At 71.4% G+C, this 16,159-nt stretch carries 15 protein-coding genes; 6 read left to right on the forward strand and 9 right to left on the reverse strand.

Going from position 1 to position 16,159, the window contains the following annotated elements:
• The first annotated feature begins 79 nt into the window (after positions 1 to 79).
• Positions 80 to 2,893, forward strand: coding sequence for a penicillin acylase family protein (locus tag GWK25_RS15445; RefSeq protein ID WP_215450803.1), 2,814 nt, complete (start codon positions 80 to 82; stop codon positions 2,891 to 2,893).
• Positions 2,894 to 2,982: 89 nt separating this feature from the next.
• Here GWK25_RS15445 and GWK25_RS15450 read toward each other — a convergent pair whose 3' ends face one another.
• Positions 2,983 to 4,302, reverse strand: coding sequence for a serine-threonine protein kinase (locus tag GWK25_RS15450; protein ID WP_215450804.1), 1,320 nt, complete (start codon positions 4,300 to 4,302; stop codon positions 2,983 to 2,985).
• 109 nt (positions 4,303 to 4,411) lie between these two features.
• Entirely contained in the window at positions 4,412 to 5,668 is a 1,257-nt protein-coding gene (locus GWK25_RS15455) for an exo-beta-N-acetylmuramidase NamZ domain-containing protein (protein ID WP_215457389.1), read from the reverse strand.
• 220 nt (positions 5,669 to 5,888) lie between these two features.
• On the opposite strand from GWK25_RS15455, the gene GWK25_RS15460 reads away from it, so the two are divergent.
• Both GWK25_RS15460 and GWK25_RS15465 read left to right on the forward strand, forming a co-directional pair.
• Positions 5,889 to 6,650 carry an SDR family oxidoreductase gene (locus GWK25_RS15460; RefSeq protein WP_215450805.1) on the forward strand — a complete coding sequence of 254 codons (762 nt, stop codon included), beginning with the start codon at positions 5,889 to 5,891 and terminating at the stop codon, positions 6,648 to 6,650.
• A gap of 140 nt (positions 6,651 to 6,790) precedes the next feature.
• Positions 6,791 to 7,384: a TetR/AcrR family transcriptional regulator gene (locus GWK25_RS15465; RefSeq protein ID WP_215450806.1), complete on the forward strand. Its 594-nt coding sequence runs from the start codon at positions 6,791 to 6,793 to the stop codon at positions 7,382 to 7,384.
• Positions 7,385 to 7,555: 171 nt separating this feature from the next.
• Here GWK25_RS15465 and GWK25_RS15470 read toward each other — a convergent pair whose 3' ends face one another.
• The 7 genes from GWK25_RS15470 to GWK25_RS15500 form a co-directional block, all read right to left on the reverse strand.
• Positions 7,556 to 8,770 carry an acyl-CoA dehydrogenase family protein gene (locus GWK25_RS15470; protein WP_215450807.1) on the reverse strand — a complete coding sequence of 405 codons (1,215 nt, stop codon included), beginning with the start codon at positions 8,768 to 8,770 and terminating at the stop codon, positions 7,556 to 7,558.
• A gap of 4 nt (positions 8,771 to 8,774) precedes the next feature.
• Entirely contained in the window at positions 8,775 to 9,821 is a 1,047-nt protein-coding gene (locus tag GWK25_RS15475; RefSeq protein ID WP_215450808.1) for a phosphotransferase family protein, read from the reverse strand.
• A 150-nt stretch (positions 9,822 to 9,971) separates the two neighbouring features.
• Positions 9,972 to 10,883, reverse strand: coding sequence for an MBL fold metallo-hydrolase (locus GWK25_RS15480; RefSeq protein WP_215457390.1), 912 nt, complete (start codon positions 10,881 to 10,883; stop codon positions 9,972 to 9,974).
• Between the two features lie 99 nt (positions 10,884 to 10,982).
• Positions 10,983 to 11,279, reverse strand: coding sequence for a hypothetical protein (locus GWK25_RS15485; RefSeq protein WP_215450809.1), 297 nt, complete (start codon positions 11,277 to 11,279; stop codon positions 10,983 to 10,985).
• Between the two features lie 102 nt (positions 11,280 to 11,381).
• Positions 11,382 to 11,714 carry a DUF202 domain-containing protein gene (locus tag GWK25_RS15490; RefSeq protein WP_215450810.1) on the reverse strand — a complete coding sequence of 111 codons (333 nt, stop codon included), beginning with the start codon at positions 11,712 to 11,714 and terminating at the stop codon, positions 11,382 to 11,384.
• On the reverse strand, positions 11,711 to 12,103 hold the full coding sequence (locus tag GWK25_RS15495; RefSeq protein ID WP_215450811.1) for a DUF202 domain-containing protein: 393 nt from the start codon (positions 12,101 to 12,103) through the stop codon (positions 11,711 to 11,713). The genes GWK25_RS15490 and GWK25_RS15495 overlap by 4 nt, the downstream gene beginning before the upstream one ends.
• Before the next feature lie 30 nt (positions 12,104 to 12,133).
• Positions 12,134 to 12,646 (reverse strand): NUDIX hydrolase, encoded by a 513-nt coding sequence (locus GWK25_RS15500; RefSeq protein WP_215450812.1) that lies wholly within the window; start codon positions 12,644 to 12,646, stop codon positions 12,134 to 12,136.
• Between the two features lie 267 nt (positions 12,647 to 12,913).
• Between GWK25_RS15500 and GWK25_RS15505 the strand changes: the two genes are divergently transcribed.
• From GWK25_RS15505 to GWK25_RS15515, 3 genes are all read left to right on the forward strand, one after another.
• Positions 12,914 to 14,569, forward strand: a complete 1,656-nt coding sequence (locus GWK25_RS15505; RefSeq protein WP_215450813.1) for an FAD-binding dehydrogenase — start codon at positions 12,914 to 12,916, stop codon at positions 14,567 to 14,569.
• 169 nt (positions 14,570 to 14,738) lie between these two features.
• The gene (locus tag GWK25_RS15510; protein WP_215450814.1) at positions 14,739 to 15,530 is read left to right on the forward strand and encodes a molybdopterin-dependent oxidoreductase; all 792 of its coding nucleotides are present in this window, start codon (positions 14,739 to 14,741) and stop codon (positions 15,528 to 15,530) included.
• The gene (locus GWK25_RS15515; protein WP_215450815.1) at positions 15,514 to 16,137 is read left to right on the forward strand and encodes a cytochrome b/b6 domain-containing protein; all 624 of its coding nucleotides are present in this window, start codon (positions 15,514 to 15,516) and stop codon (positions 16,135 to 16,137) included. Before GWK25_RS15510 ends, GWK25_RS15515 begins: the two co-directional genes overlap by 17 nt.
• The last annotated feature ends 22 nt before the right edge of the window (positions 16,138 to 16,159 follow it).

The raw sequence follows: 16,159 nt of genomic DNA on the forward strand, positions 1-16,159 counted from the left end.
AAAACGTGACGCATGTTCAGCTTCAAAGTCGGGGATACCGGCGGTAACATCCCGCCCACCCCTGTCAGGAGGAGCTGCCATGCCCTGGCGCACCCCACGCACCTCACGCAACGCACCGGACAGACTGAGAACTCCCCGCAGATTCCCGGAGTTCCTCAAGGCCGCCTCCCTATGCGCACTCGTTGCCGGTCTTTTGTCGCCTCTTTCCCCGGCTTCCCCGGTGGCGGCCGCCGACACCGGGTCCGTGCAGGCGGCAGCCGTGACCGACCACTGCGGCGGACAGTGCTCCGACATCCTGCCGCCCGGCCAGAACGGCAACGCCACCCTCGCCCAGATCCTCCTCAACCAGGCGTTCGGCTCCATGCCGGAGAACGCCGGCAACCAGCTCGGCCCCTACAACAACCTGGCCACCGGCTACCCGGGCCTCACCAACTCCACCATCAACACCTTCTTCAACGATGCCTCCTTCGGCGTCGCCTCCGACCAGGTCGCCTCCACCCTGAAGCCGGCCGGCCGCACCGACGTCACGATCGTCCGCGACAAGAAGACCGGTGTGCCGCACATCACGGGCACCACCCGCTACGGCACCGAGTTCGGCGCGGGCTACGCCGCCGCCCAGGACCGGCTGTGGCTGATGGACGTCTTCCGCCACGTCGGCCGGGGCAAACTGACCCCCTTCGCGGGCGGCGCCCCGTCCAACCAGGGCCTGGAGCAGGAGTTCTGGCGCCACGCCCCCTACACCGAGGCCGATCTGCAGGCCCAGATCGACAAGGCCGTGGCCGCCAACGGCGAACGCGGGCAGCTGGCCCTCGCCGACGTCAACGCCTACGTCGCCGGCATCAACGCCTACATCGACGCCTCCGACAGCGGCCGTTACTTTCCCGGCGAGTACGTCCTGACCGGCCACAAGGACTCCGTCACCAACGCCGGCACCATAGAGAAGTTCAAGCCCACCGACCTGGTCGCCCTGGCCTCCGTCATCGGCGCCCTCTTCGGCTCGGGCGGCGGCGGCGAGGTCAACAACGCCCTCTCCCTGCTGGCCGCCCAGGAGAAGTACGGCGTCACCGAGGGCACCAAGGTCTGGGAGTCCTTCCGCGAGCGCAACGACCCCGAGGCCGCCCTGACCGTCCACGACGGCAGCTTCCCGTACGCCACCAAGCCCGCGGACCCGCAGGGCATGGCCCTCCCGAACGCCGGCACGGTGGCCGAGGAGCCCCTCGTGTACGACCGCACCGGCAGCGCGGCCACGTCGTCCTCCAAGAGCCTGTCCGCCAAGGCCACCGACAGCGCCCTCAGCTCCGCCCGGCGCGGCATGTCCAACGCCCTCGTCGTCAGCGGCAAGCACACCGCGAGCGGACACCCCGTCGCCGTCTTCGGCCCGCAGACCGGCTACTTCGCCCCCCAGCTGCTCATGCTCCAGGAGATCCAGGGCCCGGGCATCAGCGCCCGCGGCGCCTCCTTCGCCGGACTGAGCATGTACGTCGAACTCGGCCGCGGCCAGGACTACGCCTGGAGCGCCACCACCTCCGGCCAGGACATCATCGACACGTACGCGGTCGAGCTGTGCCAGGACGACGTGCACTACCTCTACCACGGCACCTGCACGGCCATGGAGAAGGTCGAGCAGACCAACGCCTGGAAGCCCACCACCGCCGACTCCACCCCCGCGGGCTCGTACCGCATGCAGGTCTGGCGCACCAAGTACGGCCCGGTGACCCACCGCGCCACGGTCGACGGCAAGAAGGTCGCCTACACCACCCTGCGCTCCTCGTACCTGAACGAGGCCGAGTCGATCATCGGCTTCCAGATGCTGAACGACCCGGACTACATCAAGGGTCCCGAGAGCTTCCAGAAGGCCGTCCAGAACATCAACTACACGTTCAACTGGTTCTACGCCGACTCCACCCACACCGCGTACTACAACAGCGGTGACAACCCGGTGCGCGCCGCGAACGTCGACCCCGAGTTCCCGGCCTGGGCCCGGTCCGCGTACGAGTGGCGGGGCTGGAACCCGACCACCAACACCGCCGACTACACCCCGCCCGCCGAGCACCCCAACTCCATCGACCAGGCGTACTACATCTCCTGGAACAACAAGCAGGCCGCGGACTACACCACCGCCCCCTGGGGCAACGGCTCCGTCCACCGGGGCAACCTCCTGGACGACCGGGTGAAGAAGCTGGTCGCCGCGGGCGGGGTCACCCGGGCCTCGCTGACCAAGGCCATGGCCGAGGCGGGCCTCGCCGACCTGCGGGCCGAGGACGTCGTCCCCGACCTGCTCAAGGTCATCAACAGCAGCGCGGTCACGGACTCCGCGGCCGCCGCGGCGGTCACCAAGCTCCAGACCTGGGTCACGTCCGGCTCGAAACGCACGGAGACCTCCGCCGGTTCGAAGACCTATGCCCACGCCGAGGCGATCCGCATCCTGGACGCCTGGTGGCCCCTGCTGGTGAAGGCCGAGTTCGAACCCGGCCTCGGCACCGGCCTGTACAACGCCATCACCGCCAACCTGCCCGTCGACGAGTCCCCGTCGGCCGCGCACGGCCCGACCGGCTCCCACGCCGGCAGCTCGTTCCAGTACGGCTGGTGGAGCTACGTCGACAAGGACATCCGCTCGGTACTGGGCGAGACGGTGCGGGGCCCGCTGGCGAAGCAGTACTGCGGCGGCGGCAGCCTCGGCGCGTGCCGCACCGTCCTGATCGACACCCTCAAGGAGGCCGCCGGCAAGACCGCCGCGCAGGTCTACCCCGGGGACGCCAACTGCTCGGCCGGCGACCAGTGGTGCGCCGACTCGATCATCCAGCGGACCCTGGGCGGCATCAAGCACAACAAGATCAGCTGGCAGAACCGGCCGACCTACCAGCAGGTCGTGGAGTTCACCTCACACCGGTGAGCGACGCCCCCCCCGCACCGGAGCCACCGGTGCGGGGCCGAGTGAACGCCGGTGAGAGCCGGTGAACGCGTGACGGCGGCGGGTCCGGATCAGGTGATACGGCCCGCCGCCAGCACCACCCGGGCCAGCTCACGGTGGCAGATGTCACTGTGGGCACCGGACGGCGCGCCGCCGCGCCGCACCACGGCCGAGGCGTCGACGTTCACGCACCCCGTCGCCGGCAGCCGTGCCTTGAGCGCGTCGGCCAGCTCGAACGACCGCGTCCCCTTGACCGCCTGCACCCCGTCGTAGCCGAGGGCGCCCCACTTCCTGCCCAGCACGCTGTTCACGCTCAGACCCAGCACCGTGCGCGCGTCGCCCGCCATCCGGGAGGCCAGCGGGTAGATCGTGCCGAGCGCCGAGTCGTGCCTGGAGTGGCAGCACACCAACGGACCGTCGATCCGCTTGTGTTGCCCGGCCAGCGCTCCGCTCGCCCGTTCGTCGTGCGGCAGCCGGGACGCGAACGCGTAGTGGGAGAAGGCCGCCTGAAGAAGCGTCACCGACTTCACGCACCGCGCACCCTCCGGCAGCCCGCGCAGCGCGAACGACACCAGACGGGCGCCGAAGCTGTGCCCGACGAGGTGCACCCGCACGTCCGGCGACGACTGCGCGAGCTGTCCGAGCAGCCGCCCGAGCCCTCGCTCACCGACCGTCCCGGCGCACCGCTTCATCGCGAAGTACGTGGCCTGGCGCAGCAGTTCGTGCGCGCCGTCCCACGCCTGGGGAGGGGTGACGGCGGCCCCGGTCGGCACATCCGGGGTCTCGACCTCCGCCAGTGCCGCCGCGAAGTCCGCGCACACCGACGCCGTGTCCCCGCACAGCATCCCGGGTGTGCCCTCCGGCGCACCCGCCGCGACGGTGTCCGCCGTGAACGCGCCCTGCGGAGCCTGTGGCTCCACCTCGACCAGCAGCCGTACGAGCCGCCCGAACTCCTCCAACGACGCGCCCTCGTCCGGCCGTCGCTCCAGCAGCCGGGCGAGCTGCTCGACGACGGTGGCCCGCCCGGGGAAGACCTCCGCCAGCGCGTGCCGGGTGTTCTTGTCGAGCGCCGGGCGACCGGGCACGAGGGCGGGCACCGGCCTGAAGTCCGGGATCGGCTCGTCCGAGAACCGCATCGAGGGCCACAGCACGCCGACGTACCCCAGCCTCGCGGTCGGCGCGAGCACCGGGAACGGCTCGAAGAAGCGGCTGTAGAGCCCGGTCGCGCCGGACCGGTCGCTGTTCCAGCCGTGCGCGAAGACGACCAGATCCGCCACCCCGCGCCCGCCGACCCCGGCGAACAGCCGGTCCCGCTGACCGGTGTCCACGTCCCCGTCCGCGTCGAAGGTCAGTTCCCAGTAGGGAGTCACGCTCATTTCCACAACCGCCATGACGAGCCCCCTTCGGCCACGTTGGTGGTGCGCCCAGGCGCATGGTCCTGCCAACGGCGAAAGATGGCCATACGTCACGTACGGCCGGACTCGTGATCCGACCCTCCGGCTAGCGGTACAGCAGATACTCCTTGCGCACCCTGCGGAACGCGGCCAGTTCCTCCTGCCAGCCGGCCACGACCTCGTCCGTGTCCGCGCCCGCGTCGATCATCGTCCGCACCCGCGCCGAACCGGTCAGCTTGTCGATCCAGTTGTCCGGCCGCCAGGCGAAGCCGCTCCACACCTTCCTGGCGGTCACGAGAAGGCCGATCCCGGTGCGCACCGGGTCGTAGGCGGCCCGGTCGTGCACATGGATCTGCACGCCCCCGATGGTCTTCCCCTGGAACTTGGAGAAGGTCGGAGCGAAGTAGGCCTCCCTGAAGTGCGCGCCGGGCAGACCGAGCTCGTTCGCGGCGGCCGCCCACCGCCGGTCGATCCCCTCCGCGCCGAGCAGCTCGAACGGCCGCGTGGTACCCCGCCCCTCGGACAGGTTCGTCCCCTCGAACAGGCACGTCCCGGAGTACACGAGCGCGGTGTCCGGCGTCGGCATGTTCGGGCTCGGCGGCACCCACGGCAGCCCGGAGGCGTCGTGGAACCGCGAGCGCTTCCACCCCGACATCAGGACGGTCTCCAGCGCCACCGGCGCGGTGAGGAACTCCCCGTTGAACAGCCGGGCCAGCTCCGCCACCGTCATCCCGTGCGCCTGCGCGATGGGCTGCCGCCCGACGAAGGTCGCGAACTCCTTGTGCAGCACGGGCCCTTGGGCGCTGCGCCCGGTCACCGGGTTCGGCCGGTCCAGCACGACGAAACGCTTCCCGGCCAGCTGGGCCGCCTCCATGCAGTCGTACAGCGTCCAGATGTACGTGTAGAAGCGGGCGCCCACGTCCTGGATGTCGAAGACGACCGTGTCCACGCCGGAGGCGGTGAAGATGTCCGCGAGGGGGCGGCCGCTCTTCTGGTACGTGTCGTGGACGGGCAGCCCCGTCGCCGGGTCGTCGTGGCGGCCTTCGGAGCCGCCGGCTTGGGCGGTGCCGCGGAAGCCGTGCTCGGGGCCGAAGACGGCCCTGAGGTCCACGCGGTCGTCGGCGTGCATCACGTCCACGATGTGGCGGGCGTCGCGGGTGACGCCGGTCGGGTTGGTGACGATGCCGACCTTCTGGCCGCCGAGGATCTTGTAACCGTCCCCGGCCAGGCGCTCGAAGCCGGTGCGCAGCCCTTGGCGGGCTGCCTCGGCCGGGGGTGCGGTGGTGAGGCCGGCGGTGGAGGCGGTGGCCGAGGCCGCCGTGGCCGTGGAGGCGGCGAGGAAGGTGCGGCGGGAGAGGCGCATGGGGGTGACCTCCGTCATCGCGGGGAGCGGTGTTATGGGCAAGCTAAGCGCTTCCGCGGCTGGTTTGTCGTCTGCGGGCCCGTGTTGGCTGCTCGCGCAGTTCCCCGCGCCCCTTACAGGGGGCGTTGACGGTGCCCTTCCTCTGTTACATACCGACCGGTTAGTCTGACCCTCTGGGTAGGCCGTTCTTGATGCGTCGGTGTTGACAAGGAGAGCGATCATGGGAGACGTACAGGGTGCTGGTGTGGTCGTCACGGGAGCCGGTGGCGGGATCGGGGCCGCGCTGGCGCGGCGGTTCGCGGCCGAGGGGGCCCGGGTCGTCGTGAACGACCTGGACGGGGACCGGGCGAAGGCCGTGGCCGACGAGATCGGCGGGATCGCGGTGCCCGGGGACGCCTCGGCGATCGTCGCGGCGGCGCGTGACGCGCTCGGCGGGACCGTGGACGTGTACTGCGCGAACGCCGGGCTCGCCTCCGGGGGGACCGAGGCCGCCGACGAGAAGGTGTGGGCGCTCGCCTGGGACGTCAACGTGATGGCGCACGTCCGGGCGGCCCACGAACTGCTGCCGGCGTGGCTGGAGCGCGGCAGCGGGCGTTTCGTGTCCACGGTCTCGGCGGCGGGCCTGCTGACGATGATCGGCGCGGCGCCCTACAGCGTCACCAAGCACGGGGCGTACGCCTTCGCCGAGTGGCTCTCCCTCACCTACCGCCACCGGGGCGTCAAGGTGCACGCGATCTGTCCGCAGGGCGTGCGCACCGACATGCTGACGGCCTCCGGCAGCGCGGGCGACCTGGTGCTCGCGCCGACCGCGATCGAGCCCGAGGACGTGGCCGACGCGCTCTTCGAGGGCATCGAGAAGGACCGCTTCCTGATCCTGCCGCACCCCGAGGTCGCCGCCTACTACCAGGCCAGGGCGGCCGACCCGGACCGCTGGCTGACGAACATGAACCACATCCAGCAGAAGTGGGAGACCGCGGGCTGACCGCCCTGCCCGGCGGCCGGGCGCCGGAGAGTGGGATGATCCTCCGGCGGGAGCGTCCGATTCCGCCCGATCGGGAACCGATCGAGGCCGGACGGGCGACCAGTAGGCGACGACAGAACCTCGGAAGGCAGGTGGCGGCAGTGCCCAGGACGACGGACGGAGACGGTACGCCCGTCCCGCAGCGGCTGCTGGCCGCCGCCACCCGGCTCTTCGCCGAGCGGGGGTACGACCGCACCTCCGTGCAGGAGATCGTCGAGGCCGCGGGTGTCACCAAGGGCGCGCTCTACCACTACTTCGGCTCCAAGGACGACCTGCTGCACGAGGTGTACGCGCGCGTGCTGCGGATCCAGCAGGAGCGGCTGGACGCGTTCGCGGGGGCCGACGCTCCGGTGGAGGAGCGGTTGCGGGGGGCCGCGGCGGACGTCGTCGTCACCACCATCGACAACCTCGACGACGCGATGATCTTCTTCCGCTCGATGCACCACCTGAGCCCCGAGAAGAACAAGCAGGTCCGCGCGGAGCGGCGCCGCTACCACGAGCGCTTCCGCGCGCTGGTGGAGGAGGGCCAGGAGACCGGGGTCTTCTCCAAGGCGACCCCGGCGGACCTGATCGTCGACTACCACTTCGGCTCGGTCCACCACCTGTCGACGTGGTACCGCCCCGACGGCCCGATGAGCCCGCAGGAGGTCGCGGACCACCTGGCGGACCTGCTGCTGAGGGCACTGCGCCCGTAGGACGCCTCGGCTCTCCCCGCGCCCCTTTCGGGCCCCCGGCCTTCAGGGCAAGAAGCACGGGGCGCAGCCCCTGCTTCTTGAGGGGCGCGGGGAACTGCGCGAGAAGCCCTCACTCACCCGCACCCGCCCACGAACGAAGCCCGCACCCCCGAGCTACAAGGCGCCCCGGCCTCACACGTACCGCTTCAACTCCCGCCGAGCCAGCGACCGCTGGTGCACCTCGTCCGGCCCGTCCGCGATCATCAGCGTCCGCGCCCCCGCGTACAGCTCGGCCAGCGGGAAGTCCTGGCTGACACCCCCCGCACCGTGCAGCTGGATCGCCCGGTCGATGATGTCCACCACCGTCCGAGGCGTGGCGATCTTGATCGCCTGGATCTCCGTGTGCGCCCCCTTGTTGCCCACCGTGTCCATCATCCAGGCCGTCTTCAGCACCAGCAGCCGCAGCTGCTCGACGGCGACCCGCGCGTCGGCGATCCAGTTGTGCACGACGCCCTGCTGCGCCAGCGCCTTGCCGAAGGCCTCCCGGGCCACCGCCCGCCGGCACATCAGCTCGATCGCCCGCTCGGCCATCCCGATGAGCCGCATGCAGTGGTGGATGCGCCCGGGACCCAGCCGCGCCTGCGCGATGGCGAACCCGCCGCCCTCCTCCCCGATCAGGTTCGACGCCGGCACCCGCGCACCCTCGAAGATCACCTCGGCGTGACCGCCGTGGTAGTGGTCCTCGTACCCGAAGACCCGCATCGCCCGCTTCACGGTGACACCCGGGGTGTCGCGCGGAACGAGGATCATCGACTGCTGGCGCCGGATGTCGGCGCCGTCCGGGTCCGTCTTGCCCATCACGATGAAGATCTGGCAGTCGGGGTTCATGGCCCCGGAGATGTACCACTTGCGTCCGGTGACGACGTAGTCGTCGCCGTCGCGTTCGATCAGCGTGGTGATGTTGGTGGCGTCCGAGGAGGCCACCTCGGGCTCGGTCATCGCGAACGCCGACCGGATCTCACCGGCGAGCAGCGGCTCCAGCCACTGCTTGCGCTGGGCCTCGTCGCCGAACTGGCTCAGCACCTCCATGTTGCCGGTGTCGGGTGCGGCGCAGTTCAGCGCGGTCGGCGCCAGCTGCGGGGACCGCCCGGTGATCTCGGCGAGCGGCGCGTACTGGAGGTTGGTGAGCCCCGCGCCGTACTCGGAGTCGGGCAGGAAGAGGTTCCACAGGCCCTGCCTGCGGGCCTCGGCCTTCAGCTCCTCCACCACGGCCGGCGTGTCCCAGGGCGAGTCCAGTTCGGCCCGCTGCTCCTCGGCCACGGCTTCCGCCGGGTACACGTACTCGTCCATGAAGGCGAGGAGCTTGGCGCGCAGCTCCTCCGTACGCGCGTCGAATGCGAAGTCCATGGGATCAGCCCTCCTGGGAGCCGGAACCGGAGCCGGTACGAAGTGTCGTCAGGCCGTGTTCGATGAAGACGGGGACCAGGTCGCCGATGCGGTCGAAGCCGCGGCCGACCGTCTGGCCGAGGGTGTACCGGTAGTGGATGCCCTCCAGGATCACGGCGAGCTTGAACCACGCGAACGCCGTGTACCAGGACACCGAGGAGACGTCTCGGCCCGAGCGGGCCGCGTACCGCTCGACGATCTCGGCCGGGTCCGGGTGACCGGCGGCCGTCGCGGTCGTCGAGACGGGGGAGTCGGGGGTGGCCAGCGGCACGCTGTACATCACCAGCAGGCCCAGGTCGGTGAGGGGATCGCCGAGCGTGGACATCTCCCAGTCGAGGATGGCCTTGATCGCGTCGTCGTCGCCGAGCAGCACGTTGTCGAGGCGGTAGTCGCCGTGGATGACCGTCGCCGCGGGGGAGCGGGGGAGCCGGCGGCCCAGTGTCGCGTGGAGTTCGTCGATGCCGGGCAGCTCGCGGTTGCGGGACGCGTCCAGCTGCTTGCCCCAGCGCCGCAGCTGCCGGTCCAGGAAGCCCTCCGGGCGTCCGAAGTCGGCGAGGCCCACCTCTGCCGGGTCCACCGCGTGCAGTTCGACCAGGGTGTCGACCAGGCCCAGCACGGCGGCCCGGGTGCGCTCCGGCCCGAGCGGGGCCAGCTGCTCGGCGGTGCGGTAGGGGGTGCCCTCGACGAAGTCCATGACGTAGAAGGGCGCGCCGAGCACGTCCTCGTCCTCGCAGAGCAGCACGGGGCGCGGCACGGGCACGTCGGTCGGGTGCAGTGCGCTGATCACGCGGTGCTCGCGCTTCATGTCGTGCGCGGTCGCCAGCACATGGCCCAGCGGCGGACGCCGTACGACCCACTTCGCGGCGCCGTCCGTGACCTCGTACGTCAGGTTCGACCGCCCGCCCTCGATGAGCCGGCCGGTGAGCGGGCCGCTCACGAGTCCGGGCCGCTCGGCGTCGAGCAGGGCGCGGAGCCGGTCGGGGTCGAGACCTGGCGGGTGGTCTGGGTGCATCATCGCTCCTACACGCGAACGCGTTCTACCGGGACCCGTCTCATGATGCCGACCGGTCGGTATGTCGTCCAGTGGGCGGCACGAAAGTGATCGGGGTCTCCACGGAATCCGGCCGGAAACGGCCGGCTCCCGGAGCGAGCCGCGCGGCCCTCACGCGTGGCAGGTCATCATCTCCCCGCCGTTGAGGGTCGCCATGTCCATGAACCCGGCGAGCGGGTCGACGCCCTCGCCCTCCGGCTCCCCGTCCAGCTCGGCGTACGCCCGCCGCAGGTTCGCCACCAGCCGCTCGCTCTCCGGCAGCGCGGCGTACTCCCCGAGGTCCGTGCTCCGCGCGGCCTCCAGCGGGGTGAGTCCGGCCGCGTGCGACTTCTCGGCCACCTCGGCCACGAACCGCGTGTACCGCTCGGCCCGGTCGAACGCCGACGGGTCGGTCACCGGCCCGTGCCCGGGGACGACGGTCTCGGCGCCCAGCTCGCGCAGCAGCGCCAGCGCCCGCAGCGAACCGGTCAGCGACCCCATGAGGAAGAACGGCGTCCCGCCCTCGAAGACCAGGTCGCCCGCGAAGAGCACCCGGCGGTGCGGCAGCCACACCACCGAGTCGCCGACGGTGTGCGAGACGCCCGGATGGATGACCTGAGCCTCGATGTCCCCGACGTGCAGCGTCACCTGATCGTCGTACGTCAGGTCCGCGCCCTGGATGCTCACGTCCCCGAAGTCGGTCCGCGGCCAGAGCAGATGCAGGTGCTGTCCGCCGGCGAGGTCCTCGCGGCGGCAGGCCGAGTGCGAGACGAGGGTGGCGGCCGGCGTGAAGAAGCCGTTGCCGTAGGTGTGGTCGCCGTGGTGGTGCGTGTTGACCAGGAGGCGGGGCCTGGGAACCCCGGTCGCGTCTAGCGCGGCGCCCAGCGCGCGGGTCCGGCGCTCCGTCGCCGCGGTGTCCACGAGCAGGGTGGAAGTGCCGTCACTGACGAAACCCGAGTTGTTCAGACACCATCCGCCGTCCGGCTGCACGTACGCGTACACGTCGCTCGCGAGTTCGACGGTGTACGGCTCCTCCGCGGTCACGGTGACCCCCTTCATCCCCCGGATCGTCGCCGACCGGTGGTCAGAGCCTGCCAGTCGGCGGCGATCCGGTGGCATCCGGGGGGCCGGGAGCGCGGCGGGTCAGTGGTCGTCCCAGTGCCCGTCGTGGGCGGCGTGCCGGTGTCCGTCGTGCACATAGTCCACGTGGTCCCCGTGGGTGACCGCCTGGTGCCCGCAGTCCTCGCCGTGCTCGTGGGCGTGACCGTCGTGCGCGGTGTGCCCGCTCGGCTCGCACTCGTCCCAGTGCCCGGAGTGCTCGCGGTGCAGATGCCCGTCGTGCGCGTAGTCGGTGTGGTCACCGTGCGTCACGGCGGTGTGCCCGCAGGTCGGACCGTGGTCGTGCTCGTGGACGGGGTGTTCCTGGTGAAGGGTGGTCATGGTGCTCGCCTTCGCTGGTACGAGGGATGACTTGTCCAGGCTAGGCACAGAAGTCTCGATTCTTCCTTTCCGAAACTCCATGCACACACCAAGAGTTGCTCTTCAGAGCACCAGTGCCGCCCCGCACACCGCGAGCGCGATGACGCACAGGGCGGCCGTCGTGGCGGCCGAAGGCGCGAGGACGGGAGGGCGGGCGGCGGCCAGGGCGGCGATACGCCGATGGGCGAGCGCCAGCAGGGCCAGCCACAGCATCGCGCACAGGGCCGCGGCCGGCACGCTCGCCGCCGAGGGCCCACCGTGCAGCGCGGACTTCGCGGCGAGCACGGCGACCACGGCTCCCGTGAGGGTCGTACGGCGCCAGGCGAGCCGGGTCCGTTCCGGCTGCAGGCCGGGGTCGCGGTCGGGGGCGGCCGGGGGAGCGGGCGCCGGGCTCACCCCTCCCACCCGAGCAGCACGACGACGACCATCGCGACGGCGACCACGGCGACGACGACACCGAGCAGCGCCGGGAAGCGCGACACCGGCAGGTCCTCCCCGCGCCGCATCGCCCGCTCGCAGCGCACCCAGTGGTTGACCGCCCGCAACGCGCACAGCACCCCGGCCGCCAGCAGGGCGAGCGCGAGTCCGACCCGCCAGCCCCAGCGCAGGTCCGGCAGGAACTGGTCCACCGCGAAGCCGCCGCCGATGAGCGCGAGCGAGGTACGCAGCCAGGCCAGGAACGTCCGCTCATTGGCCAGGGAGAACCGGTAGTCCGGGGTTCCGCCGTCCTTCCGGATGTCCTCGGGGACGAACCAGAGCCGGACGTTCCGTACACATTCGATCACGTGCCGGACACTACCGGTCGGCTTCGCGTGTCAGTCGCCCCGGTCCTCCTTGAGCCGCTGGTACGCCGCCGTCCCGTCCGGCACCCACTCCCACTCGCCCAGCCGCCGCTCCAGCTCGGCCTCCGTGAGGAACCCGTGCCAGGCCACCTCCTCGACCTGCGGGCTCACCGGCGACGTGCAGCGGACCTCGTACACGGCCGACCACCAGCTGCGTCCCGCGCCGTCGTCGTACAGGAACTTGAACAGCGGCTCGGGGCGCGGCAGCCCGGGGACACCCAGCTCTTCCTGGGCCTCGCGGAGCGCCGCGTCGTCGTAGGCCTCGCCCGCCCCGACGACCCCGCCGACGAACATGTCGTACAGCGACGGGTAGACCAGCTTCGTCGACGTCCGCCGGTGCACGAAGATCCGCCCCTCGGCGTCCCTGGCCAGCACGAACACGGCCCGGTGCCGCATCCCCCGCGCATACACCTCCCCCCGCGGTGCCTGCCCGATGACCTGGTCGTTCTCGTCCACGATGTCGAGAATCTCGTCGGCTGCGCTCATGCCCCCATCCAAGCAGGGGGCGGGGCGACCGCGGCTCTCGGCAGCCGGCCCGGCGGGGCTTCACGCGCAGGGTGCCCGCACCCCCGAAACACACGGCCCCGCGGGCCGATGAAAGAGGAGACGCATCTCGGCAGTTGACTAGGTCACGCCTTCTGCCGAAGGATCTGATCCAAAGCTGCTGACCGGCCGGTAACAAAGCGCGGGGCCGTACCCGGCCCGTTCCAGCGTGCCCCGGTTGCCTGACCCGTTCCCGAGAGGACGTCCTCCATGTCGTACGACGCAGATGTGATCGTGATCGGGGCGGGCCTCGCCGGGCTCGCGGCGACCGCGGAGCTCGTCGACGCGGGCCGCAAGGTGATCCTCCTCGACCAGGAGCCGGAGCAGTCGATCGGCGGCCAGGCGCACTGGTCCTTCGGCGGGCTCTTCTTCGTGGACTCGCCCGAGCAGCGCCGTCTGCGGATCAAGGACAGCCACGCCCTCGCCCTCCAGGACTGGATGGGCACGGCCGCCTTCGACCGCGAGGAGGACCACTGGCCGCGCAAGTGGGCCGAGGCGTACGTCGACTTCGCGGCCGGCGAGAAGCGGTCCTGGCTGTACCAGCAGGGCGTCCGGTTCTTCCCGGTCGTCGGCTGGGCCGAGCGCGGCGGCTACGACGCCAACGGTCACGGCAACTCCGTCCCCCGCTTCCACATCACCTGGGGCACCGGCCCCGGCCTCGTCGCGCCCTTCGAGCGGCGGGTGCGGGAGGGCGTGCGCCGGGGGCTGGTCCAGCTGAAGTTCCGGCACCGGGTGACCGGACTGTCGCGCAGCGCGGGCTCCCTCGACACCGTCACCGGCGAGATCCTGGAAGCCTCGACGATCGAACGCGGCCAGCCGAGCAGCCGCGAGGTCACCGGCGCCTTCGAACTGAAGGCCCAGGCCGTGATCGTCACCTCAGGCGGCATCGGCGGCAACCACGACCTGGTCCGCGCCAACTGGCCCGAGCGCCTCGGCAACCCTCCGGAGAAGATGATCTCCGGTGTGCCCGCGCACGTCGACGGCCGGATGCTCGGCATCGCCGAGGAGGCGGGCGCGCGCCTCATCAACCGCGACCGGATGTGGCACTACACCGAGGGCATCCAGAACTGGAACCCCATCTGGGACAACCACGGCATCCGTGTCCTGCCCGGCCCGTCCTCGCTCTGGCTGGACGCCCGCGGCAAGCGCCTGCCCGTGCCGCTCTTCCCGGGCTTCGACACCCTCGGCACCCTCGAACACATCATGAAGACCGGGTACGACTACACCTGGTTCGTGCTCGACCAGAAGATCATCGGCAAGGAGTTCGCCCTCTCCGGCTCCGAGCAGAACCCCGACCTGACGGGCAAGTCCATCAAGGACGTCTTCATCCGGGCCCGCGCGGACGTCCCCGGCCCGGTGAAGGCGTTCATGGACCACGGTGTCGACTTCGTCGTCGAGAAGGATCTCGGCTCCCTGGTCCGCGGGATGAACGCGCTCACCAAGGACCCGCTGATCGACGAGGCCGAGCTGCGCCGCGAGATCGTCTCCCGGGACCGTGAGGTCGCCAACCCCTTCACCAAGGACCTCCAGGTCATGGCGATCCGAGGAGCCCGTAACTACCTCGGCGACAAGCTCATCCGCACCGCAGCCCCGCACCGCATCCTCGACCCCAAGGCGGGCCCGCTGATCGCCGTCCGCCTGAACATCCTGACCCGCAAGACCCTCGGCGGCCTGGAGACCGACCTCTCCTCCCGGGTCCTCACCGAGGGCGGCGACCCGCTGGACGGCGTGTACGCGGCGGGCGAGGCGGCGGGCTTCGGCGGCGGCGGCGTCCACGGCTACCGCTCCCTGGAGGGCACGTTCCTCGGCGGCTGCCTGTTCTCGGGCCGCACGGCAGGCCGGGCGGCGGCCAAGGCGACGGGCTGAGCGGCGCGGCGAGAACGCCGTACGGCGGGGAGGGCAACGGGCTGTACGGTGCCGAGGGCAACGCGCTGTTCGGCGGCGAGGCTGAGCGCGGCGCCGCGCTCATGACGGAATTCTGACGAATACCCGCTGCCGCTGGCCCAGCCGCGGTGGCGGGTGTTCGAATCGATACGTGAACCCTGAACACCCCGAACCACGGGAAGCGCCACCGGAGCCCCCGAACCCGGCGGCCCCCACCGACCGGGCGGACACCTCCGAGGGCCGCGGCGCGCCCATCGGCCGCCGGGTCCTCCTCGGCACCCTCGGACTCGGCGCCCTCGGCGTCGTCTCCGCGCCGGTCCTCCAGCGCGGCATGGAGGCGTTCCTCGGCGAGGCGGCCGAGAAGGACCCCACCGGCCTGACCGGCCTCCTCCCCAACGGCGGCGGCTTCCGCTACTACTCCGTGACGTCGTCCGTACCCCGCAGGACCGCGAAGAACTACCGCCTCACCGTCGACGGCCTGGTCGACAAGCCCGGTTCCTACACCCTCGCCGATCTGCGGGCCCTCCCGCAGACCCGGATGGTGAAGGACGTCCAGTGCGTCACCGGCTGGCGCGTGCCGGACACCCCGTTCGAGGGCGTACGGCTCTCCGTGCTGCTGGACGCGGCCGGGGTGCGCTCCTCGGCCGGAGCGGTCCGCTTCACCTGCTTCGACGGGGCGTACAGCGAGAGTCTCACCCTGGAGCAGGCGCGCCGCGCGGACGTCCTGGTGGCCCTGCGGATGCAGGACAAGGACCTCAGCCACAACCACGGCGGCCCGGTCCGCCTCTACGTCGCCCCCATGTACTTCTACAAGTCGGCGAAGTGGCTCTCCGGCATCGAGCTCACCGAGGAGGTCGAGCCCGGCTACTGGGAGGAGCGGGGCTACGACATCGACGCGTGGGTCGGCCGATCGAACGGGCGGGACGATGAACCGACGACTTGAGGAACGGCCGGTCGTCATGGCCTCCCGCGTCCCGCGCTTCACCGCCGCCGAACGCTGGATCCACCGGACGACCGCGGCCCTGATGGGCGCCTGCGTGGCGACTGCGGCCTGTCTCTACCTCCCCGCCCTCGCCGAACTGGTCGGCCGCCGGGCCCTGGTGGTCCTGGTCCACCAGTGGACGGGCCTCCTCCTGCCCCTCCCGGTCCTGGCGGGCCTGGTCTCCCGCGCGTTCCGCGCGGACCTCGGCCGCCTCAACCGCTGGGGCCCGCACGACCGCGTCTGGCTCCGCGCCGCCCGCCGCCGACTGGCCGGCCCGCGCCCCGCCGCGAAGTTCAACGCCGGCCAGAAGCTCTACGCGGCCTGGATCGCCGGCGCCACCCTCGTCATGCTCGTCACGGGCCTGATGATGTGGTTCACCCACCTCACCCCCCTGATGTGGCGGACCAGCGCGACCTTCGTCCACGACTGGCTGGCCCTGACCATCGGCATCGTCCTGGCGGGCCACATCGGCATGGCCCTGGGCGACCCGGAGGCCCGGCGCGGCATGCGTACGGGCTCGGTGAGCCGGGAGTGGGCGGACAACGAGCATCCGCTCTGGCGGCCGTAGGCCGTAGCCGTAGACCGCAAGC

Origin of the sequence: Streptomyces sp. ATCC 21386 (assembly GCF_018728545.1) — a bacterium.
Lineage (GTDB): Bacteria > Actinomycetota > Actinomycetes > Streptomycetales > Streptomycetaceae > Streptomyces.